A 24,860-nucleotide genomic window follows, 5' to 3' on the forward strand; every position below is an offset into this window, starting at 1 on the left:
AGGACGAGCACCGTGAAGCCGTCGGCATTCCGATACCACGCACCGACCAATCTGGCCGAGGCCCTCGAGGCCCTCGACGCGGTCGGCCACGACGGAAAGGTCCTCGCCGGCGGCCAGAGTCTGATCCCGATGCTCAACATGAGACTCGCGGCCCCGGCTCACCTGGTCGACATCAACGGGCTCGCCGAACTCTCCTATGTCCGCACCGACCCCGGCGGTGTCGCGGTGGGCGCGCTCGCCCGGCACGCCGAGGTCGAGGCGGACGACGCCGCGTACGCGGCCGTTCCACTGCTGCGCCAGGGCCTGCGCCTGGTCGCCCACCCGGTGATCCGCAACCGCGGCACCACCGTCGGCAGCCTCGCGCACGCCGACCCCTCCGGCGAGATGACCGCCGTACTCGCCCTGCTCGGCGGCTCGGTCGTACTGGCCCGCAAGGGCTCGACCCGCACGGTCGCCGCCGAGGACTTCTTCGTCGGCCCCCTCGAGGCGTGCATCGAGACCGGCGAGCTGGCCGTGTCCGCGTACTTCCCCCGGCTGCCGGGCCGCACCGGCACCGAGTTCGTGGAAACCGCGCGCCGACACGGCGACTACGCGATCTGCGGCGTGGCGGCCGCCGTCACGCTCGACGACGACCTGCGGATCGTCTCGGCCCGCGCCGCGTACCTGTCCATCTCCTCCACCCCGCTCGTGCTCGACCTCACGGACGCGCTGATCGGGCGCACCGCCGACACCGCGATCTGGCGGGACGCGGTGACCCTGGCGACCTCGCGGATCGACCCCGAGCCCGACATCCACGCCACCGCCGAGTACCGCGCGCAGGTCGCCGGCGTGCTGACCGCCCGAGCCCTGCGCACCGCCACCGAACGCGCGGCGACCACCGACCCCAACGCACCCGGCAGCACCGGCACCACCGGCACGAACGAGCGGAGCGCATGATGACGGAGACGCAGATCCCCACCGAGCAACGGCTCGACATCCGGTTGAGCGTGAACGGCGTCCTGCGCACCACCACCGTCACGCCGCGCCGGCTGCTCTCCGACTGCCTGCGCCACGACCTCGGTCTGACCGGCACCCACGTCGGCTGCGAGCACGGCGTGTGCGGCGCGTGCACCGTACAGATCGACGGCAAGCCGATGCGCGCGTGCCTGATGTTCGCGGTGAGCGCTCAGGGCCACGAGATCACCACAGTCGAGGGGCTCGCCGATCCGGACGGCACGATGCACCCCGTGCAGCAGGCCTTCCGCGAATGCCACGGCCTCCAGTGCGGGTTCTGCACCCCCGGCTTCCTCACCGTCGTCGCGGCCTTCGTGAAGGAGAACCCGACGCCCACCGAGGAGGAGGCGCGCGAGGCGATCTCCGGCAATCTGTGTCGCTGTACCGGCTACCAGAACATCGTGAAGTCCGTGCTGCGCGCCGCCGAGATCACCGCCGAGCAGGGCCGGGACCAGGCCGAAGGGGACGCCCGATGACCACGAAGATGTTCGGCGCCCCCGTCCAGCGCACCGAGGACCTGCGGCTGTTGGTGGGCAACGGCCGCTACCTCGACGACCTCGGCGAGGGCGCGTACGAGGCCGCGTTCGTACGCAGCCCGCACGCCCGCGCCAGGATCACCGGCATCGACGTGAGCGACGCCCTCGACGTGGACGGCCTGGTCGCGATCTACACGTACGAGGACCTCACCGACCGGGTCGCCGAGCCGCTGCCGCTGCTCATCCCGCACCCCGCGCTCACCCACGGCCGCACCGCCTACGCGCTGGCCAAGGAGTTCGTCAACCACGTCGGCGAGGCCGTCGTGATGGTCGTCGCGCGCGACCGCTACCTCGCCGAGGACGCGTGCGAGCGGATCACCGTCGAGTACGAACCGCTGCCCCCGGTCGTCGGCATCGAGAACGCCTTCCGCGCCGAACGCCTGGTACACGAGGACGTCCCCGGCAACTGCGCCGCGCACTTCGTCCAGGAGGTGGGCGACGCGCCCGCCGCGATCGCGGCCGCGCCCAACCGGCTCGAACTGCACCTGGACATCGAACGCAGCGCGTGCATGCCCATGGAGGGCCGGGGCGTCTACGCCCGCTGGGACGCCGCCGACGCGAGCCTGCGCGTGTACACCTCCACGCAGACCTCCACCGGCGTCCGGGCGGCCGTGGCCGCCAAGCTCGACCTGCCGCTGGACCGGGTCGAGTGCGTCACCCCCGACGTCGGCGGCGGCTTCGGCGTCAAGATCGTGCACCCCTGGCCCGAGGAGATCCTCGTCCCGTGGGCGGCCCGGCTGCTGGACCACGAGGTCAAGTGGACCGAGGACCGCCGCGAGCACTTCATCTCCGCCGCGCACGAACGCGGCCAATTGCAGACCGTGCGCGTGGGCTTCGACGACGACGGCCGACTGCTCGGCCTCGACGTGGAGATCCTGCACGACAACGGCGCCTACACGCCGTACGGGATCATCGTCCCGATCATCACCTCCACCCAGCTCCTGGGACCGTACAAGCCGGGCGCCTACCGGGTGGACTTCCGCAGCCTCTACACCAACACGGTGATAGTCACCCCCTACCGCGGCGCGGGCCGCCCGCAGGGCGTGTTCGCGATGGAACGCGCGATGGACGCGATCGCCGACCACCTCGGCAAGGACCGCACCCAGGTGCGCGCGCTCAACTTCATCAAGCCCGACGAGATGCCCTACGACCACGGCCTGCTCTTCCAGGACGGCCGCCCGCTGATCTACGACTCGGGCGACTTCCCCGCGTCGCTGGACGCGCTCAAGAAGCTGGTCGGCTGGGACGAGTTCGAGGCCTACCGCGCGCAGGCCCGCGCCGAGGGGCGCCGGGTCGGCATCGGCGTCGCGTGCTACGTCGAGGGCACCGGTGTCGGGCCCTACGAGGGCGGCCACGTCCAGGTCGAGACCAATGGCAAGGTCAACGTCGCCACCGGCCTGACCAGCCAGGGCCAGGGACACCAGACGGTGTTCGCGCAGATCGTCGCCGACGAACTCGGCGTACCGCTCCAAGACGTCACCGTGACCACCGGCGACACCCGCCGCTTCCCGTACGCGGTGGGCACGTTCGCCTCCCGGGCGGCGGTGATGAGCGGCAACGCCATCGCGCTGGCGGCGCGCAACGTCAAGGCCAAGGCGCTGCGGATCGCCGGCGAGGCCCTGGAGGCCGACCCGCGCGACCTGGAGATCGTCGACGGCCACGTGCGGGTCAAGGGCAGCCCCGGCTCCTCGGTCGCCCTCGGCACCGTCGCGGTGCTGTCCAACCCGCTGCGCTACGCCTTCGACGAGGCGTCCCAGGCGGCCACCCAGCTCACCGGGACCGCGGACCTGTCCAAGCCGCCGATCGCCGAGGGCGAGGAACCCGGCCTGGAGGGCCGCGACTACTACTCGCCGCCGACCGCGACGTTCGCCAACGGGATGCACGCGGTGATCGTGGAGACCGACCCGGACACCGCCGAGATCCGCATCCTGCGCTACTGCGTCGTGCACGACTGCGGACACCTGATCAACCCGATGATCGTCGAGGGACAGGTGCACGGCGGCGTCGCGCAGGGCGTCGGCGGGGCGCTGTACGAGCGGATGGAGTACGACGAGCACGGCCAGTTGGTCAACGCGTCGTTCATGGACTTCCTGATGCCGTACGCGAGCGAGGTCCCCAAGATCGAGATCGACCACCTGGAGACGCCCTCCCCGCTCAACCCGCTCGGCATCAAGGGCGCGGGCGAGGCGGGCGTGATCCCCGGGGCGGCCGTGTTCGCCTCCGCGATCGAGGACGCCGAGGGCTTCCCGATCGTCCGGATGCCCATCCAGCCCTCCGAACTGTTCCACCTGCGCAAGCGGTTCGCCGCCGGCGAGATCCCGGCCCTGCGCCGCGGCGCCGATCACTCCGCCGGCGCGGGCAGCGCCCCCGGCACCCACCGTTAAGGAGCACGTCGCACCATGAAGGTCCAAGGAAACGCCATCCTGAACGCGCCGGCCGAGAAGGTCTGGGCGGCGCTGAACGACCCGGCCGTGCTCACCCGCACCATCCCCGGCTGCGAGAAGCTGGAGGAGACCGGCCCCGACGCCTACCGGATGACCGTGACGATGGGCGTCGCCTCGATCAAGGGCACCTACCTGGGCAACGTGCAGCTCACCGACCAGGTGCCGCCCGGCTCGTTCATGCTCAAGGCGTCCGGCTCGGGCGGTCCCGGCACGGTCAGCGCGGAGGTCAAGGTCACCCTGGAGGACCTCGACGGCGGCCGGACCCGGCTCGAATACGACGCCGAGGCCGTGGTCGGCGGCGTCATCGGCGGGGTCGGCCAGCGGATGCTGACCGGCGTCGCGAAGAAGACGGCCGGTGAGTTCTTCAAGTCCGTCGACAACATCCTCACCGGCAAGACCCCGCTCGCCCCCGCCCCCGCGCTCAACGGAACGCCCGTCGTGGCCGCGGCCGACGGCGCCGCCCCCGCCGGCGTGTACGCGGCCCCGGCCGCGACGTCTGCGCTCGCCGGAATCGGTGGCGACGACTTCGCGAAGGGCGCGCTGTTCGGCGCGACCGTGGCGCTGCTCGGCGCGATCGTCGGCGGCCTGATCGCCCGGCGCCGCTGACCCGTCGTACCCGCGTCCCGAGTGCCGCGACCGGGAACCGGTGAAGGTTTCCGGTCACGGCACCAGCAAGGAGGATCAGACATGCGTGCGTTCACGGCGGCGGCCGTCCAGATCGTGCCCCGGCCCGGGCCGCTCACATCGGCGGTGGTCGAGGCGAACATCGCCCACGCGCTCGACTGGGTCACCCGATGCGTCGAGTCCACCGGTGCCGAGTTGATCGTGCTGCCGGAGAGCGTCACCACCGGGTTCACCCCGGCGCTGGGCGCGGAGGAGTTGTGGGACCTCGTCGACGACATCCCCGGCGCGCTCACCGCGCCCTTCCAGGAACGGGCCCGCGAACTGGGCGTGCACCTGGTGTGGGGCACCTACGAGCGCGGCGAGGACCGCGGCGTCGTGTACAACTCGTCGGTGCTGGCCGGACCGGACGGAAGGGTCCTCGGCGTCTATCGCAAGACCCACCCGTTCGGGCCCGAACTGCGTTCGCGCGGCGGCTGGGTCACCCCGGGCGAGTGGGTGAGCGTGGTGGAGACCGACCTCGGCCGGATCGGCATGATCATCTGCTTCGACGGCGACTACCCGGAGCTCAGCCGGATCCAGGCCGTGCACGGCGCCGAGGTCATCTGCCGGCCGTCCGCGCTGCTGCGCTCGGCCGACCTGTGGGAACTGACCTGCCGGGCCCGCGCGTACGACAACCACGTGTACGTGATCGGCGCCAACGCGACCGGCAGCGATCCGGCCGGCGTGCTCTACTTCGGCAATTCGATGATCGTCACGCCCGGCGCCGAGGTGCTCGCGCGGGGATCGTCGCACGAGGGCTGGGTCTCGGCCCGGCTGGACCCGGACCGCGCGCTCGCGTCGCTGACCCCCGGTTCCAACGTCCCGCAGGTGTTCGACCACCTCGCGGATCGCAACCTCGATCTGATCGCGAACTACGCGGACGACCTGGTCCGCCCGGCGAAGACGACCTTCCCGCACGGCTGACGGCCCGGCGGGCGCCGATTCGGGGACCATCCATCGCCGCGGCGGAGGGTGGTCCCCACCGGCATGCCCGGGCGGTCAGCCCATGGTCTTCGCGCCGTCCAGCGATTCGCGGAGGATGTCCGCGTGCCCGGCGTGCTGGGCGGTCTCGGCGATGACGTGCAGAAGGACGCGGCGCACGGACCACCGGGCGCCCGGCTCGAACCACGGGGCTTCGGGCAGCGGATGGGACGCGTCCAGGTCGGGCAGGTCGGCCACCAGCTTGTCGGTCCCGCGCGCCACCGCTTCGTACGCGTCGAGCAGTCCGACGAGCGTTTCCCCCTCGGCCATCCGGAACTGGCCCTCCCAGTCGACCGGTTCGCTCGCCATGGCCTCAGCGCCGCCGACCGCGAATCGCATCCAGGACGCCTCGGTGCCGGCCACGTGTTTGATCAGGCCGCCGAGACAGAGTTCGCTCACGGTGGTGCGCGTCGCCGCCTGTTCGTCGGTGAGCCCTTGGACCGTCTGCCGCAGGAACCCGCGATGCCTCGCCAGCGATTCCAGCAGGTCGGCGCGCTCGCGCGTGGTGGCCATCGGGTCGCCGCTCATGGTGCCTGCCCTTCGACGTCGTCTACCAACTCGCCCGCGCCGCCCGACTATGCCGGCAACGGCGACCACGCACCCGCAACAACACGAAACGGCTCGACCCGAATCAGCCCATCCGGTCGCGACTCGTCCACCTCGGAATCGACATGGTTCGTGACGGGACCGCCATTTTGGCGTCCAATGGGTGAAGTGTCGTGTCGATGACGTTCCGCCGGCGTGGTCGGCCGAACACTGGGGGTAGGCCGATGCGGCTCGGCGAACGTAACCGGAGGCACCATGGCGACAGTCCTGCAAGGCACTCTCACGTTGAGCGAGCGGCAACTCCTCGTCGACCAGGCGCTGGTCCTGTTCGAGCAGAACTACGTCCATCTACCGCTGAAGACGGCGATGCACGCGGTGAATCCGGTGCAACGGCTGCGCGTGTTGCGCCGGCGGCTGGAGCGGCAGACCGAATCGACGATGCCCAAGGAATGGCTCTTCCACGCCGAGCTGTCGGAGATCTTCCACTCGGTCAGGGACCTGCACACCAACTACCTGCTCCCCCTGCCCTTCGCGGGCAAGGTCGCGTTTCTCCCGTTCCTGATCGAGGAGTACACCGACGAGCAGGGTCCGCACTTCCTGGTGACCCACATCGCCCCCCAGTTCCCGCTCCCCGAGCCCGATTTCAAGCCCGGCGTCGAGATCACGCACTGGAGCGGCATCCCCATCGCCCAGGCCGTCGACCTCAACGCCGCCCGCTACGCGGGGAGCAACGCCGCCGCCCGGCACAGCCGCGGCGTGCAGTCGCTCACGGTCCGTCCGCTCAGGATCCACCTGCCCCCGTTCGAGGAGTGGGTGACCGTCAGCTACCTCGCCGCCGGCGCCGCTCGTGAGCTGCGGGTGGACTGGCGGGTCGGGGACAACGCGCCGCCGTTCGTCAACGCCGACACGATCACCTCCGCCGCGCTCGCCCAGGGCCTGGACCTGGACGCGGACGAGACCGGCCGGGCCAAGGTGACGCTGTTCGCACCGCAGATCGCCGCCCAGGAGCGCGCGTTCGCCGCGGGCGAACCGGCGCCCGACCTCGCGCAGGGGGAAATCGCGAGCACGATGCCCAAGGTCTTCCGGGCCCGCGAGGTGACCACTCCCTCGGGCACCTTCGGCCACGTCCGGATCTTCACGTTCAGCGTGGACAACCCCGCCGCCTTCGTGCGCGAGTTCGTCCGCCTGATCGGCAAACTTCCGCAGAACGGTCTCATCGTCGATGTCCGCGACAACGGCGGCGGGCACATCCACGCCGCCGAGTTCACGCTCCAGACGCTCTGCCCCCGACGGATCGCCCCCGAACCGGTGCAGTTCATCAACACGCCCGTCAACCTGCGCATCTGCCGCACGCATCAGGACAACCCGAACATCGACCTCGGTGCCTGGGTGCCGTCGATGGAGCAGGCCGTCGAGACCGGCGCCACCTTCTCCAACGCCTTCCCCATCACCCCTGTGGCCGGTGCCAACGACATCGGGCAGGAGTACTCCGGGCCCGTCGTCCTGATCACCAACGCGCGCTGCTACTCCGCCACCGACATCTTCGCCGCCGGTTTCCAGGACCACGGGATCGGACCCGTGCTCGGGGCCGACGACAACACCGGAGCGGGTGGGGCCAACGTCTGGACCCACGACCTGCTCAGCGCGCTGCTCGAGGGCGACCCGGAGACGCCGTACGAGCCGTTGCCGAAGGGGGCGGGCATGCGCGTGTCCATCCGTCGGACACTGCGCGTCGGCGACCTGTCGGGCACACCCGTGGAGGATCTCGGCGTCGTCCCGGACAAGCGCCACACCATGACCCGCAAGGACCTGCTGGAGGACAACGTCGACCTGCTCGCCCGAGCCGGAGAGCTGCTCAAGGCACAGACCCCGCACACGGTGACCATCGCGGGCCTCGCGCGGACCGACGGTGTCCTGCGATTCACCCTGAAGACGACCAACGTGGACCGGGCCGACGTCTACCTCGACCGGCGCCCCCGCACGTCGGTGGACGTCGCCGACGGCCGGGTCGACGTCACGGTGCCGGGACCGGGCGCGGCGCAGTCCGTACGGGTGGAGGGGTTCTCGTCCGGAGCACTCGTCTCCAGCTGCACCGAGCCGATCCAGTAGTACTCGCGGCAACGCCGCGATGCCGTGCACGTCGTGCGCACCCGCACGACGTGCACGGCGAGCCCGCGCGCCGTCCGGGGTGCGTCGGTCCGGCCGCGGGCCCGCGAACTCGGGCAGCGCCTGCGCGCAGCGCCCGCGCGCGCAGCGCCCGCCGAAGCCGACCTGCGTGATGTGTTCGAACCCGAACCTCGTCGGTTCGGGGCGCCACGCGGCCCGTACGTCCACCTCGTGCAGCCGCACGGACCTGCGACCGAAGCCCACCACGGCGCCGATCCAGTTTTCGGTGGATGGGGCCGGGCGCGGACGGGGTCGGGGCGAGGACGAAGGCATGCGCCGATTGTTCGCGAAACCGATCCGACCCGCAGGGCCATTTTCGCCCCGGGTGATCGCGTCCGCGTCCCGACGTCGGGGTGTGGGGAGCGACAGCTCACGGAAATCACCAAGTGTTGCCGAGACCCTTGGCAGAAGTTGCCGATTCCGTGCCATGGCATGGCGAAGTTGAATCGCTGACAGCAGCCGGGCGACCAGCCCTCCGCGAACCCGACTTCCCTGCCTCCCCGATTGGAGCGCGCTGATGACGCCTGCCGCAGCGGCGGGACCCCGCCGACGGATTCGTATCGGCATCGACACCGGCGGAACCTTCACCGACGTGGTCGCCCTGGACGAGGAGTCCGGCGAACTCGTCACCACCAAGACGCCGTCCACGCCGAGCGACCCGGCCGACGGCTTCATGAACGGGATCGACAAGGTCCTGGGCCTGCTCGGCTGTACCGGAGCCGACGTCACCGCGGTCGCGCACGGCACCACGGTGGCCACCAACCAGCTCCTCGAGGACAAGATCGACCGCCTCGGGTTCATCACCACCGAGGGCTACGAGTACATCCTGGAGATCGCCCGTCAGGCGGTCCCGGACGGCTACGGCAACTCCTACTTCTGGGTCAAGCCCGACCGCATCGTGCCGGTCGACCTGGTGCACACGGTCGGCGGCCGGTTCGACTTCAAGGGCAACGAGGTCCGCCCGTTCGACGAGGACGGCGCCCGCACCGCGGCCCGGCGGCTGCGCGACCAGGGCATCATGACCATCGGCGTGTGCCTGCTGCACTCCTACGCCAACCCGGCGCACGAACTGCGCATGCGCGAGATCCTGCGCGAGGAACACCCCGACGCGGTCGTGTCGATCAGCTCCGAGGTGCTGCGCGAGTACCGCGAGTACGAGCGCTCCATGACCACGCTCGTGGACGCCGCCGTGAAGCCGCGCGTGGCCCGCTACGTCGGCGGCATCCGCCGCCGTCTGGACGCGTTCACCACCGCCGACACCGACGAGCCCCGTCGGGTCCCGTTCGCCATCATGAAGTCCAACGGCGGCGTGCTCTCCGCCGAGGAGGTCGTGCACCAGCCGATCACCACCGTCCTGTCCGGCCCCGCGGCGGGCGCGCTCGGCGCGGCCCTGATCGCCGAGAAGGCCGGCTTCGACAAGGTCTTGACCTGTGACGGCGGCGGCACCTCCACCGACGTGTCGGTGGTGCTGGGCGGCGAGCCGACGCTGACCACCGAGGGTTCGATCGGGCGCTACCCGTCCAAGATCCCGATGATCGACGTGGTCACCGTCGGCGCGGGCGGCGGCTCGATCGCGTGGACCTCCCCCGAGGGCACGCTCAAGGTCGGACCCCGCTCGGCGGGCGCCGATCCCGGCCCCATCTGCTACGGCAAGGGCGGCGTCGAGCCCACCATCACCGACGCGCACGTCCTGCTCGGCCGGATCCCCCCGCACCTGCTCGGGGGCGAGATCCCGCTCGACGTCGAGGCGGCCCGCGAGGGCCTGACCAAGTTCGCCGCCGAGCTGGGCATCAGCGTCGAGCAGTGCGCCACCGGCATCCTGGAGATCTCCGCCTGGAACCAGGCCAACGCGCTGCGACAGATCACCGTCAAGCGCGGCCTGGACGTCCGCGACTTCACCATGGCCACCTTCGGCGGCTCCGGCTCCCTGCTGCTGTGCCGCCTCATCGACATCCTCGGCCTCGCCGGCGTCATCGTGCCGCGCGACCCCGGCAACGTCTCGGCGTTCGGCCTGCTCACCGTCGACGTGCGCTGCGACTACGTGCAGACCGCCGTCGGCAGCCACCCCGAGCTCGACCACGCCAAGGTGGCGGGCATCTTCGGCGAGCTGGCGGGCAAGGCGGGCGAGGCCCTCGACAAGGAGGGCTTCGCGGCCGAGGACCACCGTTACGTGCGCACCGCCGACCTGCGCTACTTCGGACAGGCCTTCGAGGTCCGCGTCCCGGTGCCGGACGGCCCGTTCGACGGCGAACTCGCGGACACCGTCGCCGAGGCGTTCCACGCCGCGCACGAACAGCTCTATGGCTACAACTTCCGCGGCGACGCGAGCCAGACCGTCGAGTGGGTCAACCTGCGCGTCACCGGCGTCGGGCCGATCCGCCGGCCCGAACTGCGCGAACTGCCCGCCCGCGACGGCGGCGTCGAGCGCGCCCGCACCGGCACCCGGTCGGTGTGCTTCGAGGACCGCGAGGGCTACGTCGACACGACCGTGTACACGCGGCCCGAACTGGCGCCCGGCGATGTGATCACCGGACCCGCGATCATCGAGGAATTCGGCTCCACCATCCCGATCCATCCCGGCTTCGCCGCCCGCGTCGACGCGTACGGCAACGTCGTCGTCACCCGCGACACCACCTCGAAGGGAGCCTGAGCATGACCACCACCACCGCCACCACGGCGCAGGACGCGCTGCACGGTGTGGACCCCGTGCTCCTGGAGATCGTCGAGGGCACGCTGGCCTCGGTCGAGATGGAGGTCGAGACGGCCATCGGCCGGACCTCCCGCTCACCGATGATCCGCGACGCGCACGACTTCCGGGCCGGCATCCACGACCGCAAGTTGCGCAAGCTGACCGGCCGTTCGTACTCGGCCCTGGTGCACCCCGTCGCCCGGGACTTCCCGCTGGAGACGATGCGCCCCGGCGACGTGTTCTTCCACAACGACGTCTACGAGTCCGAGGGCGGCATCGGCCACCTGCCCGACCTGTGCGTGACCGTCCCGGTGTTCGCGGACGGGCAGGTCGTCGCGTTCGTCCAGGCGTTCGGCCACCACGACGACATCGGCGGCTGCTGCCCCGGATCGATGCCCTCGGGCGCGACCAGCGTGTACGAAGAGGGCCTGATGGTCCCGCCGATCAAGCTGTGGGACCAGGGCGTCCCGAACGTCGCCGCGTTGCGGATCATGACCCGCAACTCGCGGATGCCGGACTCGCTCGCCGCCGACCTCGACGCCGAGTGCTCCGCGTGTCTGATGGGTTCGCGCCGGCTCGGCGAACTCTTCGAGCGCTACGGCCGCGAGACCGTCGAGGCGTGCTTCGACGCGATCCTGGACAAGACCACCGAGACCTACCGGCGCGAGATCCTCTCGAAGATCCCCGACGGCGAGTACGTGTGGGAGGACTACGCCGAGCACGACGGCGTGGACGAGCCGATGCTGCACACGCAGCGGATCACCCTCACCAAGACGCCCGAGAAGATCGTCATCGACTTCACCGGCACGTCCAAGCAGGCCAAGGGCCCGATCAACCACTGCGGCGACTACGCGGACGGCAACTTCCTCAAGAAGTGGCTCGCCCCCATCCTGCGCAACCTCGCGGACACTCCCGAGCGGATGGCCGAACTCGACGTCAACGAGGGCGTGGTGCCGCTGATCGAGATGAAGTTCCCGGAGAAGGGCACGCTGCTCACGCCGATCTTCCCGGCCCCCACCAACGCCCGCACCTTCGTGATCCTGCGCCTGCTCGGCGTGCTCTCGGGCGTGCTCGCCAAGGCGGTCGACGGCAAGATGCCGGCCGACCAGGAGACGATCCGCTACACCGGCGTGTACGGGCACGACGCGGACGGCCGCGACTACCTCATGCGCGAGGTGCTCGGCGGCGGCTCGGGCGGTCGCTACTACGCGGACGGCGAGGACACCATCCACGTCGTGCCGGACTCGCGGAACCTGCCGACCGAGTTCACCGAGTCGCGCTTCCCGTTCCTGGTCGAACGGCTCGGCCTGGCCACCGACTCCGGTGGTCCCGGCCAGTTCCGCGGCGGCCTCGGCTACGAGAAGCACATCCGGATGCTGCTCGACGCGTCGTTCATGTCGATCGCCGACCGCTCGATCCTGGCCTGCTGGGGCGTCAAGGGCGGCAAGGCCGGGCGCTCCTTCCAGGTGGTGATCGACCCGGGCGGCCCGAACGAGCGCGAGATGGACGGCCTGGTCGACGACGAACCGGTCAAGGCCGGCGAGGTGATCCGGATCCGCACCACCGGGGGCGGCGGCTGGGGCGACCCGCTGGACCGGCTGACCGAGTCGGTGCTGCGGGACGTGCGGTGGGGCAAGGTCTCCGCCGGCGCCGCGGCCGACGACTACGGCGTCGTGCTCGTCGGCGAGGGCGACGAGCTGGCCGTGGACGAGCCCGCGACCGCGGCGCTGCGCGCGTCGATGCGCGCCGAGCGTCCCGAGGTCGAGCCGTTCTTCGACCGCGGCCCGGGCTACGCGCTGCTGTCCGGCGGCGACGCCTACCCGGCGGTGGACCTGCTGTAGGGACGACGGCGCCGGGCCCACACCCCCGTCGACCGACACCATGGTCCGGGTTGTCCATGGACAACCCGGACCATGGTCTTGTCGGAACCGTTGCGAGCGACCAGGCGCTCTTGTCCTTTGCCATCCAACTTAGTCGTAGACGTGCCACCTGACCTGGGCGGACCAGGTTGGATGGCAAGGTGCCCGAACGTGCTCCGGTGGCCGTTCAGTCCTCGCTGTGGAACTGAGGGCGGGTCCAGAGGGTGAGGTCGCTGCTGGTCGCGATTGCAAAGTCCACACGTCTCACCCAATCCAGTCCACGCAATTCAGCGGCAATGCGGACGACTAACTTCGCCGAGACAGGACATCTCTGGCCATCACCTCGCGTCCCAGGCCCACGCAGGAGCCTGACGAGGAGAAACCCGAGTTGTCCGTCGTCGAACGGGCCTGGTTTCTCGCATACTCCGGGCTATGCGCCCGGCAGGTTCCACGCCAGATCGGTGCCGGGAAGGTGGATCGTCTGTTCACCGGACACGATGCGGAAGCGGAACATCTCGGTACTGGGGGAGCCGGCATCTCGCCAGGCTCCGACAAGCTTCTCGGCCTGTTCCCAGAGCTTGACTGCCCCGCCCTCGCGGACATTCCAGGTGCCGTCGGACTGGGGGAGCAGCGTCGCGAAGGAGCCATCCACGGCGATCAGATGGTTGAGGTACGGTCCGTCGCCGATGCGCGTCGTCCGGTGTGTGGTGGTCGGTAGCGCGCCCTGGAGGACGAAGCGGCCCGTCCAGTCGCTCAGAACTTCCGGGCCGAGGGATGTGGGACGACCGGGGCCGGTCGCGGTCAGGGCTGCGTGGTCGTCCATGGGCGGCGCTGCGTGGCGGCGCGCGGTCATGAACGAGATGCTGCCGGGCAGGAACTCGCCCACCGCGTTGTCGGCATCGACCACGGTGAGGCGGGCCTGTCCGTACGCGTAGAGCCAGCCGGTCATGTTGGTGAGGATGGTTGCGCCGGGGGCGGCTTGGTCGAGCCATGGTTGCGGTACGCGGCGCACGGCGCAGGTGGCGATGATCCCGTCGTATGGGGCGTGTTCGGGTGCGCCGTCGAGGCCATCGCCGACGACGAGTCGGGGGCGGAAACCGGCTTCCTTGAGTGATGCGGCGGCGCGGGCCGCGGTGTCCGGGTCGACCTCGATCGAAGTCACTCGGTCGTCGCCCAGTCGATGGGTGAGCAGGGCGGTGGAGTAGCCCGTGCCGGTACCGATCTCCAGGACCCGATCGGTGTCGCCGACCCGGAGGTCTTCGAGCATGCCGACGACCAGGCTCGGCAGGGTCGAGGATGAGGTGGGCGAGCCGTATACGGGGCCCGGCGCGTCGGAGGGCCGTACCTCGTCGAGTTGGGTGACGAGGGTGACGTCGGTGTAGATCGTGTCCAGGGTCGCCGCGTCGCCGGTGACGGGGGTCCACAGCGTTCCCTGGTCGGTGTCGCTGCGGGTGAACCATTCACAGGCGAAGGCTTCGCGGGGGACCGCCTCGACCGCCGTGCGCCAGGCCGGGGTGTGAATGTGCCCGGCTTCGACCAGGGCGTGCGCGAGCCGGCGCCGGAGTGCGATGGCGTCGGGTGTGGATTGATCGGTCATGCCGTTCCGTTCTGTAGGAGATCGGCGAACGTCGGTGTGATCGGCAGGCCGGTGGCGGCCTCGATCCAGCCGTATTGCCCGCTCGGGTTGGCCTCGTAGAACACCCAGTCGTCGGCCGCGGTGAGAGCGAAGTCGAAGCAGGCGTAGACCAGTCGCAGATCGGCCATGTAGGCCGTGATCGAATCCGCGACCTCAGGCGGAACATCGATCGGCCGGTAGGTGTGCCGGTCGTAGTCGGTGCGCCAGTCCAACAGCCCGGAGTCGATCCGGACAGCGAACCGTCGACCGCCGACCACGGTGACCCGCATGTCCGCGACGGAGTCGACGCGGGTCTGGAACAAGGCGGCGGTGCCGGCCACGTCGTCGTCGATGTCGTCCGGCTCCACGGCGGTGGTCCATACCGTCAGTGGCATCTCGTCCGGGTCGAGGTGGCGCGTGACTCGCAAGAGCTTGTGGATCACCGGTCCGTGGTCCTTCGCGAATGTGCGCGCGGCGTCCGGATCGGAGGTGATCAGGGTCGGGGGAACGGTGAAGCCGGCGCGTACCGCGGCGGCCAGGCCGATCGGTTTGTACGAGGCGGCCGCGGTCGCGTGCGGGTGGTTGACCTGGAGACAGGGCAGGGCGGCGAGCACGCCGCCGAGACCGTGTCGAGCCTGAGCGGTCGCGAACAGCGCGTCCTGCTCGGACAGGTGCGCGAAGGCCGCCCCGTACTCGGTCGCATGCCGGTGCCAGACCGCGCGGACCTTCCCGAGCTGGACGTGCCGGCTCGGGGTCCGCAGGACGCCGTGGATGGGGCCGGTGGTTCCAGCGCGCGATCCGTCTGCCCACCGAACACCTTGAAGTCCATCTCGTGTTTCCTCGCGCGCTCGACCCGACAGTGTGGGGCACCGAGACGTCGATGACTGCCGAAGCCGCGCTCCGGACCGCGATAGCGTGCCGCGACGAGGGCGAGACCCGCGTCTACACGTGGTCCACGACCGCCCCGGCCCTGCACACTCGGTACCGGCTCGAATGGCGATTCCGGGCCCAATACGACACCAAGGGAGAGTCGCGGTGACCGACCAGGTGCGCCCCAGCCGGCGAATGCAGGACATCGGCGTCGTTCAAGAGGGTGCGGACATCCTGACCCGGCACGCGGACCCGTTCGTTTTTCCTGCAGAGCGCGCGGAGGCGGCACGGGTCATCCGGGAACTGTCCATCGCGATGGACCAAATCGCTGCAGCCCACGACTTCAGCGGCAAGGGCCTGGGCTTGGCCGCCCCCCAGATCGGCATCGGCCGTGCCGCCGCAACGGTACGGCCCGCAGAGGCCGGGACTTCGCCGATCGTGCTCCTCAACCCGATCATCACCGCCCGGTCCGACGAGGTGGACGAGCAGTACGAAGGCTGCCTCAGCTTCTTCGACGTCCGCGGCGCAGTCCCCCGCTCACTGCGAATCACCGTCGAGACCACCACAGTCGATGGTGCCACGATCACCACCGTCTACGAACGCGGTCTCGCCCGACTCGTCCACCACGAGATCGACCACCTCGACGGACTCCTCTACACCGCCCGCATGCGCCCAGAGGTGAGCCCGATCCCTGTCGAGCAGTACCGCCAGACCGGCCACGCATGGGCTTACGAATAGGTCGGACGGCCTGAATCCCTCTATTCCACGGCCACTGAGGCGGCCGCACCGCTACCGGCCCGCAGCTCCCGGACACGCGTCGATCGCCGTGGGCTGCCAGGCGTCCTGGCGCGCGCCGTGGCACATGCGGACCGTAGGTTCGGGTGTCCGAGACGCTTTTGGAGAAGGCCGTCTTGCGTCAACGCAACCTGTACGGCCGGTTCGGTGCCGCGTCAGTCCCATTGGGTGTAGGTCAGCCGACGCTCGGCTCCGCTGACGAGGTCGAGAACATCCTGTGAGAGGAATGCTCGGGTTCCGGCAGGCTGCAAGCTCTCTTGAGTACGGGCGACATGCCGGAACGCTTCGGGCGTCAGCTCGCCCGGCGGTGCAAGGAGAACCCTGCGCTCGAAACTGCCGACTTGCTCGCGTTGTGGCACGAGCTGGGCATCGGAGGAAGCCGCGAAGTTGAAACGAAAGGTGACTCGGAGAACGAATCCCGGTGCTCGCCTGGCGGGCCGAGCGCCGCGACGTCGAAGCCGGGGGAACCGGGGGCGCAGTTGTCCATGGACAACCCGATGCCGCCCGCCGTACCCATCCCCGGTCAGGTGTCGCGGTTGTCCATGGACAACCGCTCCGGGGCCGAGCTCGGCACGACGCCGCAAGGAGCGCAAGTTCCGAGAAGCGCAGTCAGGAATCGTCTCCACGCGACGCTGGTGGCAGCTACGGCGCAGACCCATCGAGTAAATTCGGGGACGCTGAGCGGGTCGTCGCTGACAGGCGGCACTGAGTGAGCGGGCATATGGGTTCGGCCAGTCCTCGTCGAGCCCGGCGGCGTCCGGGTCGCGCAGCGGCCGCGGGCCGCCGGCCGGGGTGGAGGCGGTGAACCTGTATTGGCCCAGTACGTTGAGGTTGCGGTGCTTGAGTGGGGACAGGCGGGCAATGTCCTCATCCGTCTTCGCGTTTCCGGAGAGCCGTCGAGCGGTCGACCCGTGACGCGGCGGCGCACCGCCGCCGGTCGCGTCAGTCGGCGGGAAGATCCGCCGCGACGGCGCGACCGCGGGTCGATTCGCGGGGCACGACGGTGCAGGGCACGACGGTCTTGACGGCCGGCGACCCCGCGAGGAGGTCGATGAGCACCGCCGCGGCCTCCGCGCCGATGCGTTTCGCGTCCAGGCTCAGGGCGGTCAGGGGGATGTCCCAGTCCTTGGGGTCGGCCGTCTCGCTCATCACGCTGACCCGGAGGTCGTCGGGGATGGCCAGACCCAGGCGCCGGGCGGCGACCAGGAGGGCCTGGCCGTAGGTCTCGTTGAGGCCGTGCACGGCGTCGGGACGGTCCGGGCCGGCGAGGAGTCTGTGGGCGGCCCGGGCGGGTTGCTCGCCGGGGGCGGGTGCCTCCACCCTGGGGCGCCGGCCGCGCCGTTCGCACCAGGCGCGGTAGAGGGCTTCGCAGTCCTGGGTGTAGGCGTCGACCTCGGAACCGGAGAGCAGGGCGATGTCGCGGGCCCCGCTGTCCCACAGGTGGTCGAGGATGGCGGGCATCCCGCCCTCCAGGTCGCTGTCGATGGTGGCGACGTCCTCGTAGCCGGGATCGATCGGGCGGCCGTCGGTGACGAAGGGAAGTCCGCGCCGGGTGCAATCGACCAGCAGCGGGTCGTCGCGCACCGGGTCGATGATGATCAGCCCGTCCATCGGTACGCGTGCCCACAGGCCGGAGGCGGGGTCGCCGGGGACGACGACCAGGGCGTAGTCGCGTTCGATGGCGGCCATGGTCGCGCCGGCGGAGAACGCCGCGTAGTACGGCCGATAGGTGCCCTCCCACGGCGCGGCGCCGAGGTGGCTGACCGCGAGGCCGAGGATTCCGGTGCGACCGGACACCAGGCCGCGGGCGACCGGGCTGGGCCGGTAGTCGAGCCGGTCCGCGGCCTCGCGCACCCGGGCCCGGGTCTGCGGAGCGATCTGGCCCTTGCCGCTGAGCGCGTGCGAGACGGTCGTGATCGAGAGGCCGGTGGCCTCCGCGACATCGCGAATGCCGATCCGCTTCCTGCGCTTCCCCCGAGTGCCGTCCATGGCGCCGCTCTCTCCCATCCGCCGCGTGCCGTCGCGACTCGTCGTGCGTCGTCGTGCGTCCGTCGTAAGTCGTCGGCCGCCGACGTGCCCGGCCTTCCTCGCCGGTCGTCGGTGCACCGAACCAAAACGTTTTGGTTTCGTGGCAGGCAAACCCTTGACGCGCCCAAAACGTTTTGGGCAGCCTATCCCACACGTCCCCGCTCTCAGAAGGAAATCCTTCGATGCCAAGCATGCGCATGTCCATCACAGCGATACTCGCCGCCACGCTGACGCTCGCCGCCTGCTCCAGTCCGGGCGGCGACGCCTCCACGGCGACGACGGACGCCAAGGGCTCCACCACATACGGCAAATGCACCGTGACCGGCAAGCGCGGGGAGTTCAAGCTCGACCCCACCGCCAAGAACACCCTGACTGTCCAGGGCGACCTGCCCTCGCCGGGCTGGTGGAACGGCGACACCGTCAAGGCCATCAAGGACGGCTACGAGTACTGCATGGCGGCGAACATCGCCTACCGCGCCGGACTGGACAAGCTCAAGATCGCCAACGCCTCCTTCGACGCGTTGGTCGCGGGCAAGACGCACGACTTCGATCTCGCGCTGGCCGAGATCTCGATCACCGAAGAGCGCCGCAAGGCCGTCACGTTCTCCGAGCCCTACTACGCGTCGAACATCGCCGTCCTGGTCAAGGGCGACTCCACGGTCACCGCCGCGAACCTCCCCAAGCTCCGCATCGGCGTCAAGCAGGGCACCACCGGCGCCGCGTTCGTCGCCGACAAGATCAAGCCCGCCTCCGCGCCCAGCGTCTTCGCGGGCGACCCCGAGATGGACGCGGCCCTGCAAGCCGGCCAGATCGACGTCGCGATGACCGACGTCGCCATCGTCCTGGGCAAGGCCAACAAGTCCGGCGGCAAGCTCAAGGTCGTCGGCCAGTACGACACCGGCGAGTCGTACGGCGCGCTCTACCCCAAGGGCTCGGCCAACGCCGCCACCCTGGACGCGATCATCAAGCAGATGCGCGAGGACGGCACCTTCGACTCCCTCGCCACCACCTACCTCGGCCCGGCGTTCGGCGGCGACCCCAAGACCATCCCCGTGTGGACCGTCTCATGACCGACATCGCCACCGACGGCCCGGTGCTCGCCCCCACCAAGACCCGGCACACGCCGACCGCCGCCGCACCGCCGCGCCCCTGCACGCTCCTCGCCGGGACCGCCCTTGCGGGCACCCTGGCCACCGCGGCCCTGGCCCTGCTCACCGGCACGACCGCGCACACCGCGCTCGACGGCACCCCCGTCGGCGGAGCCACGACCTGGATCCTCACCGCCGCCGCGGTCGCCGCGATCCTGCTGCTCCTGCGCCCGGCCCTGGGCGCACAACGCGCGGCCCGCGACAGCGCCCGCGCCTGGCGGGCGGGCAACTGGGCCAAGTCCCGCAGCACCGCCGCGCACTCCCGCGAACTGTCCTGGACCACCCTCGGCTGGGCCCTCGCCGCCGCGTGCGCACTCGGCCTGGTGTGGTTCGTACTCGGCAACGACCGCGTCGTCCAGCGGACCTTCCTCGACGGCCACGTGATGCGGATCAGCTTCGCCGACATCACCCGCGCGTTCGGCACCAACCTGTACATCGCCGTGGTCGCCCAAGTGCTGGTGATGGTCTGGGGCCTGGCCCTGGCCCTGGCCCGACTCGCCCCCGGCCGCGCCGGCCGCCCGCTGCGCATGCTCGCCATCGCCTACATCGACCTGATGCGCGCCGTCCCCGCGATCATCGTCATCTACCTGGTCGGATTCGGCCTCCCGCTCGCCGAAGTCCCCTTCCTGAGCTCCTTGTCCGCCGAATGGTTCGCCATCACGGCCCTCACCCTCACCTACGGCGCTTACGTCGCCGAGGTCTACCGCGCCGGCATCGAAGGCATCCACAACGGGCAGACCGCCGCCGCTCGCTCGCTGGGCCTGTCCTACGGCGCCACGCTGCGCCACGTGATCGTCCCCCAGGCCGGGCGGCGCGTCGTGCCACCGCTCCTGAACGACTTCATCAGCCTCCAGAAGGACACCGCCCTGGTCGCCGTCATCGGCACCATCGACGCCTTCAACCAGTCGAAGATCCATGCCACCAATCACTTCAACCTGTCCTCGGTGACCGTCGTGGCCGTGCTGTTCATCCTCGTCACCATCCCCCAGGCGCGCTTCGTCGACCACCTCGTCGCCCGCGAACACCGCGCCCAGGCCAAGGGAGCCTGACCCATGGCCTTCCTCGACATCGACGACGTCCACAAGACCTACGGCGACCACCGCGTCCTCACCGGCATCGACCTGTCCGTCGAACACCACCAGGTCGTCACCCTCATCGGCGCCTCCGGCAGCGGCAAGTCCACGCTGCTGCGCTGTATCAACGCCCTGGAGGACATCGACGGTGGGGAGATCCGCCTCGACGGCGACGTGGTCTCCGGTCCCGGCACCGACGTCAACCGGCTGCGCCGCGACATCGGCATGGTCTTCCAGAGCTACAACCTCTTCCCGCACATGACCGTGCTGCGCAACATCACCCTCGCCCCGGTCAAACTCGGCCGCCTGTCCCGCGCCGAGGCCGAGGAGAAGGCGATGGCGCTGCTGGCCCGGGTCGGCCTCGCCGACAAGGCCGACGCCCATCCCGACCGCCTCTCCGGCGGGCAACAGCAGCGCGCCGCCATCGTCCGCTCGCTCGCGATGGAACCCCGCGTCCTGCTCCTGGACGAGATCACCTCCGCCCTCGACCCCGAACTCGTCGCCGAAGTCCTGGCGATCGTGCGCGAGTTGGCCGACGACGGAATGACCATGCTGCTCGCCACCCACGAGATGGGATTCGCCCGCGAAGTGTCCGGTAAAGTCTGTTTCCTCCATCAAGGCGTCCTCGTCGAGGAAGGCCCGCCCGAACAGATCTTCGGCGACCCGACCCACGAACGAACCCGTGCTTTCCTGCACCGCATCATCGAGGCAGGCCGCCTGTGAACGACGCCCGGCAGCACACCGCACCCGGCACACCCGCGACCCGCGGCGGCGAGCCCCCGCGCACCGCGAACGTGCTCGTGGTCGAACACGAGGACGGCACCGGCCCCGGCCTCTTCGGCGAGCGGATCGCCGCGCACGGCTTCCGCCTCGACCTCCGCCGCCCCTGGAAGGGCGACGAACTCCCCGACGACCTCACGGGATTCGACGCACTCCTGGTCCTCGGCGGCACCCCCGGGCCGTACGACGACGCGACCTCCCCGTGGCTGCCGCACACCCGCACCCTGCTCCGCCAGGCCACCGCCGCCGACCTGCCCACCTTCGGCATCTGCCTCGGCGCGGAACTCCTGACCGTGGCGTGCGGCGGCTCCGTACGCCACGCCGAGCATCCGGAGGTCGGCCCGGTGACCGTCACCACGACCGCGGCGGCCGGCACCGACCGGCTGTTCGCGCCGCTCACCGTGGACGCCGAACACGGCACCCCGGCCGTGCAATGGCACTGGGAGGAGACCGAGTCGCTCCCGCCCGGCGCGGTGGTACTGGCCGGCAGCGAACACTGCGCCGTCCAGGCGTACCGACTGGGCGAACACGTGTGGGCCGTGCAGTTCCACCCGGAGGTGCTCACCGACGCGGCCCGCGAGTGGGCGAGCCACGACGAGGGACAGCTGCCCCCACTGGGCATCGACCCCGCCGTGCTCGTCGCCGAGGTGGCCGCGATCGAGCCGCGGCTGCGCGCGGACTGGGGCGCCCTCGCCGACCGGTGGGCCGCCGTGGTCACGGACCGCCTGGCCGGCGCCGGCACCGGCGACTGACCACGCGATAGCCGCCTCGGGGTGCCGAGGCGGCTTCGCGGGCGGACGCGTCAGGGCCGGGTGAAGTCGACCCGTTCCGCGGGCGGCCCGGTCGGTGACCATGGCGAACGCCTCCACGATCTCGTCCTGCCCGGACAACTGCGCCGCCAGGATGCCCGCGTGCGCGACCTGGACCGGATTCGCCGTGCCCAGCGGGAACCACGGGTCCATCACGTCGTCGTGGCCGAACGCGACATTGACGCCGGCCGCCGGCATCTCCTTGACCTGGGTCAGCCCGCGCCGCTTCGGGTAGTCGTCGAAGCGGCCCTGGAGGGTCAGGTTCACCATCGGGTTGCAGACCAGATTGATCCCCGAACGCGCCACGATCCGCCGAAGCTTGCGGCTGTAGGCGCCGTTGTACGAGCCCATCGCGGTGGTGTGACTGGCCGTCACCCGCCCCCCGAGCCCCGAGCGGCGCGCGAGCGTAGCGACCACCTCGACGAACCCGGACTGCTCGTCGTCGATCTCGTCGCAGTGCACGTCGACCGAGAGGCCGTGCCGCTCGGCCAGTTCGAAGGCGATCTCCAGCGAGCGGATCCCGTCCTCGCGGGTGTCCTCGAAGTGCGGGATCGCGCCGATCACGTCGGCGCCCGCGTCGACCGCCCGGGCCATCAGGCGCTCGCCCCCGTCGAAGGACACGATGCCCTCCTGCGGGAACGCCACCACCTGGAGGTCGAGCACGTCCCGCACCCGCTCGCGCAGCTCGACCAGCGCGTGCAGCGCGGTCAGTTCCGGGTCGGTCACGTCGCAGTGGCTGCGTACGTGCAGGACGCCGTGCGCGACCTGCCAGCGCAGCACCTCCTCGGCCCGGGCGAGGACGTCCTCGCGGGACAGTGTGGCCTTGCGCTCCCCCCACCGCTCGAACTGGCTCTGCGAAACGCCGCCCGGCACACCGGGACGGCCGTGGTGCTGGTCAATCCCGCGTACACGTCGCAGACCTGCAACCGCTGCAAGCACGTGGACCCGAAGTCGCGCAAGAGCCAAGCCGACTTCCGGTGCACCGCTTGCGGCCACCGCGCGCACGCCGACGTGAACGCCGCCAAGAACATCCTCGACAAGCACCACAACGCCGCAGGACATGCGGTGTCACGACGTGGAGACCTCGGCACCAGCCGGTCCGTGAAGCGTCAACCACGGCGACGCGCACACGCGCGGCCGAAATCTCCGTGCCTCGGCGCGGAGAGGAAGTCAAAACGGACATTGTGACCGCCATACTGGCCGATCTTCCGGACGGAGCGTCCATGGCACTGTGCCTGCGAGCGGTACTCGATCACCCGGTGATGCGCAGAGCCGACCCGGTCGTGCCGGACCCCCGCGCCGACCTCGACCGCCCGGTGCGCTGGGTGCATTCCAGCGAGATCTACGAGATAGCGCCGCTGCTGCGCGGCGACGAACTGCTGCTCACCACCGGTCTGGGCCTCGCCGGGCGGGACTCCGCGGCTCGCTGCCGCTACATCGCGGAACTGGCGTCGGCGGGCGTGGCCGGGGTCGCCCTGGAGATCGGCCGGACCTTTCCCGAGGTGCCCGCGGACGTCCTGGACGCGGCGGCGGAGGCCGGGCTGCCGTTGGTCGTGCTGCGCGGCGTGGTCCCCTTCGTGGAGATCACCGAGGCCGTGAACGCGGCCATCGTCGACTCCTCGGTGGCCCGTCTGCGGCGCGTGAACGAGATCGTCCGGGTGCTGTCGGGCGTGCTCGCTCGCGGCGCCGGTGTGGACGAGTTGACCCGCACGCTGGCCGAGCTGACCGGGCGGCCCGTCGTGCTGGCGCGGGTCGACGGCGGCCTCGCCGCGTGGGCGGGGACCGACGCGCCGGCCCGGGTGCTGGCCGCGCCGCCGCCGGTGCCGGGGTGGAGCTGCGCGGGACGCTGTGGGGCCGACTCGTCCTGGGCGCGGGCCGGCCCTCGGCGGCGGATCCCCACCCTGGTCGGCCGCCGCGCCGGAGCTCGCGGCCGAGGTGGCCGAGCACGCCGCGCAGGTGTTCGCCCCGGCGCTGCTGCGGCTCGCCGATCACGGCGGCTGGGCCGGTCGCGAGCACCGCGAGCTGGTCGAGGCCCTGCTGGCCGGCACGCTGCCGCCGCGCGAGGTGGCCGCGCGGCTGACGGTCTGCGGTCTGGTCCCGACGGGCACCTCGGCCTGGGCGACCGCGACCCTGGCCCTGCCGGATCCGGTCCGCGCGGTGACCGCGCTGCACGAGGGTTGCGCGCGTGCGGCGGGCGCGGGCTGGTCACCGACGGTCCCGGCGCGGCGTACGCGATCGTCGCGCTCGACCGGCCGACCCACGTCGCCGAGCTGACCGCGCGCCTGGGCGCGCCGCCGGATGCGCCCGCCGAGGGCCCGGGCCCGGTCGCCGCCCTCGGCCCCGTGGTGCGCGACCTCGCGCGCCTGGGGCACAGCCTGCGCGCCGCCCGGGACACGCTGCGGCTGGCCCGCCGCGTGCACACCGTGCGCGGCACGCCCGTGCCCGCCACGGTGATCGCCGACGACTGGGCGCTCGAACGCGTCCTGGAGCGGTTGACCCCGGAGGAGCTCGCGGATCTCGTGGAGGATCAGCTGGGTCCGCTGCTCGCCGCGGACGCGACGCGCGGTACGGGTCTGGTGGTCACGTTGGCGGCGTATCTGGACAGCGGCTGCTCCGAGACCGCCACGGGCGGCGTGCTGTTCCTGCGCCGCCAGTCGGTCCACCAGCGGCTGGCCATGATCGAGTCGCTGCTGCGGGTCAGCCCCGACGACCCGGCCCGGCAGGGGCCGCTGCGCGCGGCGCTGGTGGCCCGGGACCTGCTCGCGACCCGGGGTCCGGTGCGGAGCTGACGGCGAGTCTCGCCCACGCCTTCGGCAGGATGTGCCCGATTCGGGTGGTCCGCGTTGGCGAGCGCGGCCGGTGAAC

20 protein-coding genes and 1 pseudogene are annotated in these 24,860 nt (G+C 70.9%); 16 read left to right on the forward strand and 5 right to left on the reverse strand.

The features are described from left to right. Positions 1-12 precede the first annotated feature (12 nt). From OG928_RS01305 to OG928_RS01325, 5 genes are all read left to right on the forward strand, one after another. Positions 13-936 carry an FAD binding domain-containing protein gene (locus tag OG928_RS01305; RefSeq protein WP_406277832.1) on the forward strand — a complete coding sequence of 308 codons (924 nt, stop codon included), beginning with the start codon at positions 13-15 and terminating at the stop codon, positions 934-936. Continuing rightward, entirely contained in the window at positions 936-1,469 is a 534-nt protein-coding gene (locus OG928_RS01310) for a (2Fe-2S)-binding protein (RefSeq protein ID WP_406290706.1), read from the forward strand. Before OG928_RS01305 ends, OG928_RS01310 begins: the two co-directional genes overlap by 1 nt. Then, on the forward strand, positions 1,466-3,913 hold the full coding sequence (gene cutA, locus OG928_RS01315; RefSeq protein ID WP_406277835.1) for an aerobic carbon-monoxide dehydrogenase large subunit: 2,448 nt from the start codon (positions 1,466-1,468) through the stop codon (positions 3,911-3,913). Before OG928_RS01310 ends, cutA begins: the two co-directional genes overlap by 4 nt. Before the next feature lie 15 nt (positions 3,914-3,928). After that, on the forward strand, positions 3,929-4,579 hold the full coding sequence (locus OG928_RS01320) for a carbon monoxide dehydrogenase subunit G (protein ID WP_406277838.1): 651 nt from the start codon (positions 3,929-3,931) through the stop codon (positions 4,577-4,579). Positions 4,580-4,660: 81 nt separating this feature from the next. Next, the gene (locus OG928_RS01325; protein ID WP_406277841.1) at positions 4,661-5,560 is read left to right on the forward strand and encodes a carbon-nitrogen hydrolase family protein; all 900 of its coding nucleotides are present in this window, start codon (positions 4,661-4,663) and stop codon (positions 5,558-5,560) included. Positions 5,561-5,635: 75 nt separating this feature from the next. On the opposite strand, the gene OG928_RS01330 is transcribed toward OG928_RS01325, so the two are convergent. Continuing rightward, the gene (locus tag OG928_RS01330) at positions 5,636-6,145 is read right to left on the reverse strand and encodes a DinB family protein (protein WP_406277844.1); all 510 of its coding nucleotides are present in this window, start codon (positions 6,143-6,145) and stop codon (positions 5,636-5,638) included. Positions 6,146-6,418: 273 nt separating this feature from the next. Between OG928_RS01330 and OG928_RS01335 the strand changes: the two genes are divergently transcribed. From OG928_RS01335 to OG928_RS01345, 3 genes are all read left to right on the forward strand, one after another. Beyond that, positions 6,419-8,272: a S41 family peptidase gene (locus tag OG928_RS01335; protein ID WP_406277847.1), complete on the forward strand. Its 1,854-nt coding sequence runs from the start codon at positions 6,419-6,421 to the stop codon at positions 8,270-8,272. A 574-nt stretch (positions 8,273-8,846) separates the two neighbouring features. After that, a complete protein-coding gene (locus OG928_RS01340) occupies positions 8,847-10,979 on the forward strand; it encodes a hydantoinase/oxoprolinase family protein (protein WP_406277850.1) in 2,133 nt (710 codons plus the stop codon). A gap of 2 nt (positions 10,980-10,981) precedes the next feature. Beyond that, on the forward strand, positions 10,982-12,859 hold the full coding sequence (locus tag OG928_RS01345; RefSeq protein ID WP_406277853.1) for a hydantoinase B/oxoprolinase family protein: 1,878 nt from the start codon (positions 10,982-10,984) through the stop codon (positions 12,857-12,859). Positions 12,860-13,307: 448 nt separating this feature from the next. Here the strand turns inward: OG928_RS01345 and tgmC are convergent, their stop codons facing one another. Together tgmC and OG928_RS01355 are read right to left on the reverse strand one after the other, a co-directional pair. Continuing rightward, positions 13,308-14,474, reverse strand: coding sequence for an ATP-grasp peptide maturase system methyltransferase (gene tgmC / locus OG928_RS01350; RefSeq protein WP_406277856.1), 1,167 nt, complete (start codon positions 14,472-14,474; stop codon positions 13,308-13,310). Further along, complete coding sequence (locus OG928_RS01355) at positions 14,471-15,106, reverse strand: hypothetical protein (protein ID WP_406277858.1); 636 nt, start codon at positions 15,104-15,106, stop codon at positions 14,471-14,473. The genes tgmC and OG928_RS01355 overlap by 4 nt, the downstream gene beginning before the upstream one ends. 266 nt (positions 15,107-15,372) lie before the next feature. Here OG928_RS01355 and OG928_RS01360 point away from each other — a divergent pair, with 266 nt between their 5' ends. Together OG928_RS01360 and OG928_RS01365 are read left to right on the forward strand one after the other, a co-directional pair. Further along, a complete protein-coding gene (locus OG928_RS01360; protein WP_406277861.1) occupies positions 15,373-15,531 on the forward strand; it encodes a hypothetical protein in 159 nt (52 codons plus the stop codon). Beyond that, entirely contained in the window at positions 15,528-16,100 is a 573-nt protein-coding gene (locus OG928_RS01365; RefSeq protein ID WP_406277864.1) for a peptide deformylase, read from the forward strand. Before OG928_RS01360 ends, OG928_RS01365 begins: the two co-directional genes overlap by 4 nt. Positions 16,101-17,099: 999 nt before the next feature. On the opposite strand, the gene OG928_RS01370 is transcribed toward OG928_RS01365, so the two are convergent. Further along, positions 17,100-18,146: a LacI family DNA-binding transcriptional regulator gene (locus OG928_RS01370; RefSeq protein WP_406277867.1), complete on the reverse strand. Its 1,047-nt coding sequence runs from the start codon at positions 18,144-18,146 to the stop codon at positions 17,100-17,102. Positions 18,147-18,376: 230 nt separating this feature from the next. On the opposite strand from OG928_RS01370, the gene OG928_RS01375 reads away from it, so the two are divergent. From OG928_RS01375 to OG928_RS01390, 4 genes are read left to right on the forward strand one after another with little or no spacing between them, the layout of a single operon-like run. Further along, positions 18,377-19,255, forward strand: coding sequence for an ABC transporter substrate-binding protein (locus OG928_RS01375; RefSeq protein ID WP_406277870.1), 879 nt, complete (start codon positions 18,377-18,379; stop codon positions 19,253-19,255). Next, positions 19,240-20,382, forward strand: a complete 1,143-nt coding sequence (locus tag OG928_RS01380) for an amino acid ABC transporter permease (protein ID WP_406277873.1) — start codon at positions 19,240-19,242, stop codon at positions 20,380-20,382. Before OG928_RS01375 ends, OG928_RS01380 begins: the two co-directional genes overlap by 16 nt. Before the next feature lie 3 nt (positions 20,383-20,385). Next, positions 20,386-21,129 (forward strand): amino acid ABC transporter ATP-binding protein, encoded by a 744-nt coding sequence (locus tag OG928_RS01385; protein WP_406277876.1) that lies wholly within the window; start codon positions 20,386-20,388, stop codon positions 21,127-21,129. After that, the gene (locus OG928_RS01390) at positions 21,126-21,938 is read left to right on the forward strand and encodes a type 1 glutamine amidotransferase (RefSeq protein WP_406277880.1); all 813 of its coding nucleotides are present in this window, start codon (positions 21,126-21,128) and stop codon (positions 21,936-21,938) included. The genes OG928_RS01385 and OG928_RS01390 overlap by 4 nt, the downstream gene beginning before the upstream one ends. A gap of 129 nt (positions 21,939-22,067) precedes the next feature. Here the strand turns inward: OG928_RS01390 and OG928_RS01395 are convergent. Further along, positions 22,068-22,868, reverse strand: a pseudogene (locus OG928_RS01395) (amidohydrolase family protein); the annotation flags it as partial. Here OG928_RS01395 and OG928_RS01400 point away from each other — a divergent pair. Both OG928_RS01400 and OG928_RS01405 read left to right on the forward strand, forming a co-directional pair. Next, complete coding sequence (locus OG928_RS01400) at positions 22,752-23,183, forward strand: zinc ribbon domain-containing protein (RefSeq protein WP_406290709.1); 432 nt, start codon at positions 22,752-22,754, stop codon at positions 23,181-23,183. The pseudogene OG928_RS01395 and the gene OG928_RS01400 overlap by 117 nt on opposite strands. 35 nt (positions 23,184-23,218) lie before the next feature. Beyond that, entirely contained in the window at positions 23,219-24,784 is a 1,566-nt protein-coding gene (locus OG928_RS01405) for a PucR family transcriptional regulator (RefSeq protein ID WP_406277883.1), read from the forward strand. Positions 24,785-24,860 lie beyond the last annotated feature (76 nt).

Origin of the sequence: Embleya sp. NBC_00896 (assembly GCF_045207785.1) — a bacterium.
In the GTDB taxonomy this organism is placed as follows: Bacteria; Actinomycetota; Actinomycetes; order Streptomycetales; family Streptomycetaceae; genus Embleya.

What these genes read in the sequence shown, in the direction of transcription:
- OG928_RS01310 (WP_406290706.1), top strand. Translation starts at nt 936, where the DNA reads ATGACGGAGACGCAGATCCCCACCGAGCAACGGCTCGACATCCGGTTG.
- cutA (WP_406277835.1), top strand. Translation starts at nt 1,466, where the DNA reads ATGACCACGAAGATGTTCGGCGCCCCCGTCCAGCGCACCGAGGACCTG.
- OG928_RS01320 (WP_406277838.1), top strand. Translation starts at nt 3,929, where the DNA reads ATGAAGGTCCAAGGAAACGCCATCCTGAACGCGCCGGCCGAGAAGGTC.
- OG928_RS01325 (WP_406277841.1), top strand. Translation starts at nt 4,661, where the DNA reads ATGCGTGCGTTCACGGCGGCGGCCGTCCAGATCGTGCCCCGGCCCGGG.
- OG928_RS01330 (WP_406277844.1), bottom strand. Translation starts at nt 6,145, where the DNA reads ATGAGCGGCGACCCGATGGCCACCACGCGCGAGCGCGCCGACCTGCTG.
- OG928_RS01335 (WP_406277847.1), top strand. Translation starts at nt 6,419, where the DNA reads ATGGCGACAGTCCTGCAAGGCACTCTCACGTTGAGCGAGCGGCAACTC.
- OG928_RS01340 (WP_406277850.1), top strand. Translation starts at nt 8,847, where the DNA reads ATGACGCCTGCCGCAGCGGCGGGACCCCGCCGACGGATTCGTATCGGC.
- OG928_RS01345 (WP_406277853.1), top strand. Translation starts at nt 10,982, where the DNA reads ATGACCACCACCACCGCCACCACGGCGCAGGACGCGCTGCACGGTGTG.
- tgmC (WP_406277856.1), bottom strand. Translation starts at nt 14,474, where the DNA reads ATGACCGATCAATCCACACCCGACGCCATCGCACTCCGGCGCCGGCTC.
- OG928_RS01360 (WP_406277861.1), top strand. Translation starts at nt 15,373, where the DNA reads ATGACTGCCGAAGCCGCGCTCCGGACCGCGATAGCGTGCCGCGACGAG.
- OG928_RS01370 (WP_406277867.1), bottom strand. Translation starts at nt 18,146, where the DNA reads ATGGACGGCACTCGGGGGAAGCGCAGGAAGCGGATCGGCATTCGCGAT.
- OG928_RS01375 (WP_406277870.1), top strand. Translation starts at nt 18,377, where the DNA reads ATGCGCATGTCCATCACAGCGATACTCGCCGCCACGCTGACGCTCGCC.
- OG928_RS01385 (WP_406277876.1), top strand. Translation starts at nt 20,386, where the DNA reads ATGGCCTTCCTCGACATCGACGACGTCCACAAGACCTACGGCGACCAC.
- OG928_RS01405 (WP_406277883.1), top strand. Translation starts at nt 23,219, where the DNA reads ATGGCACTGTGCCTGCGAGCGGTACTCGATCACCCGGTGATGCGCAGA.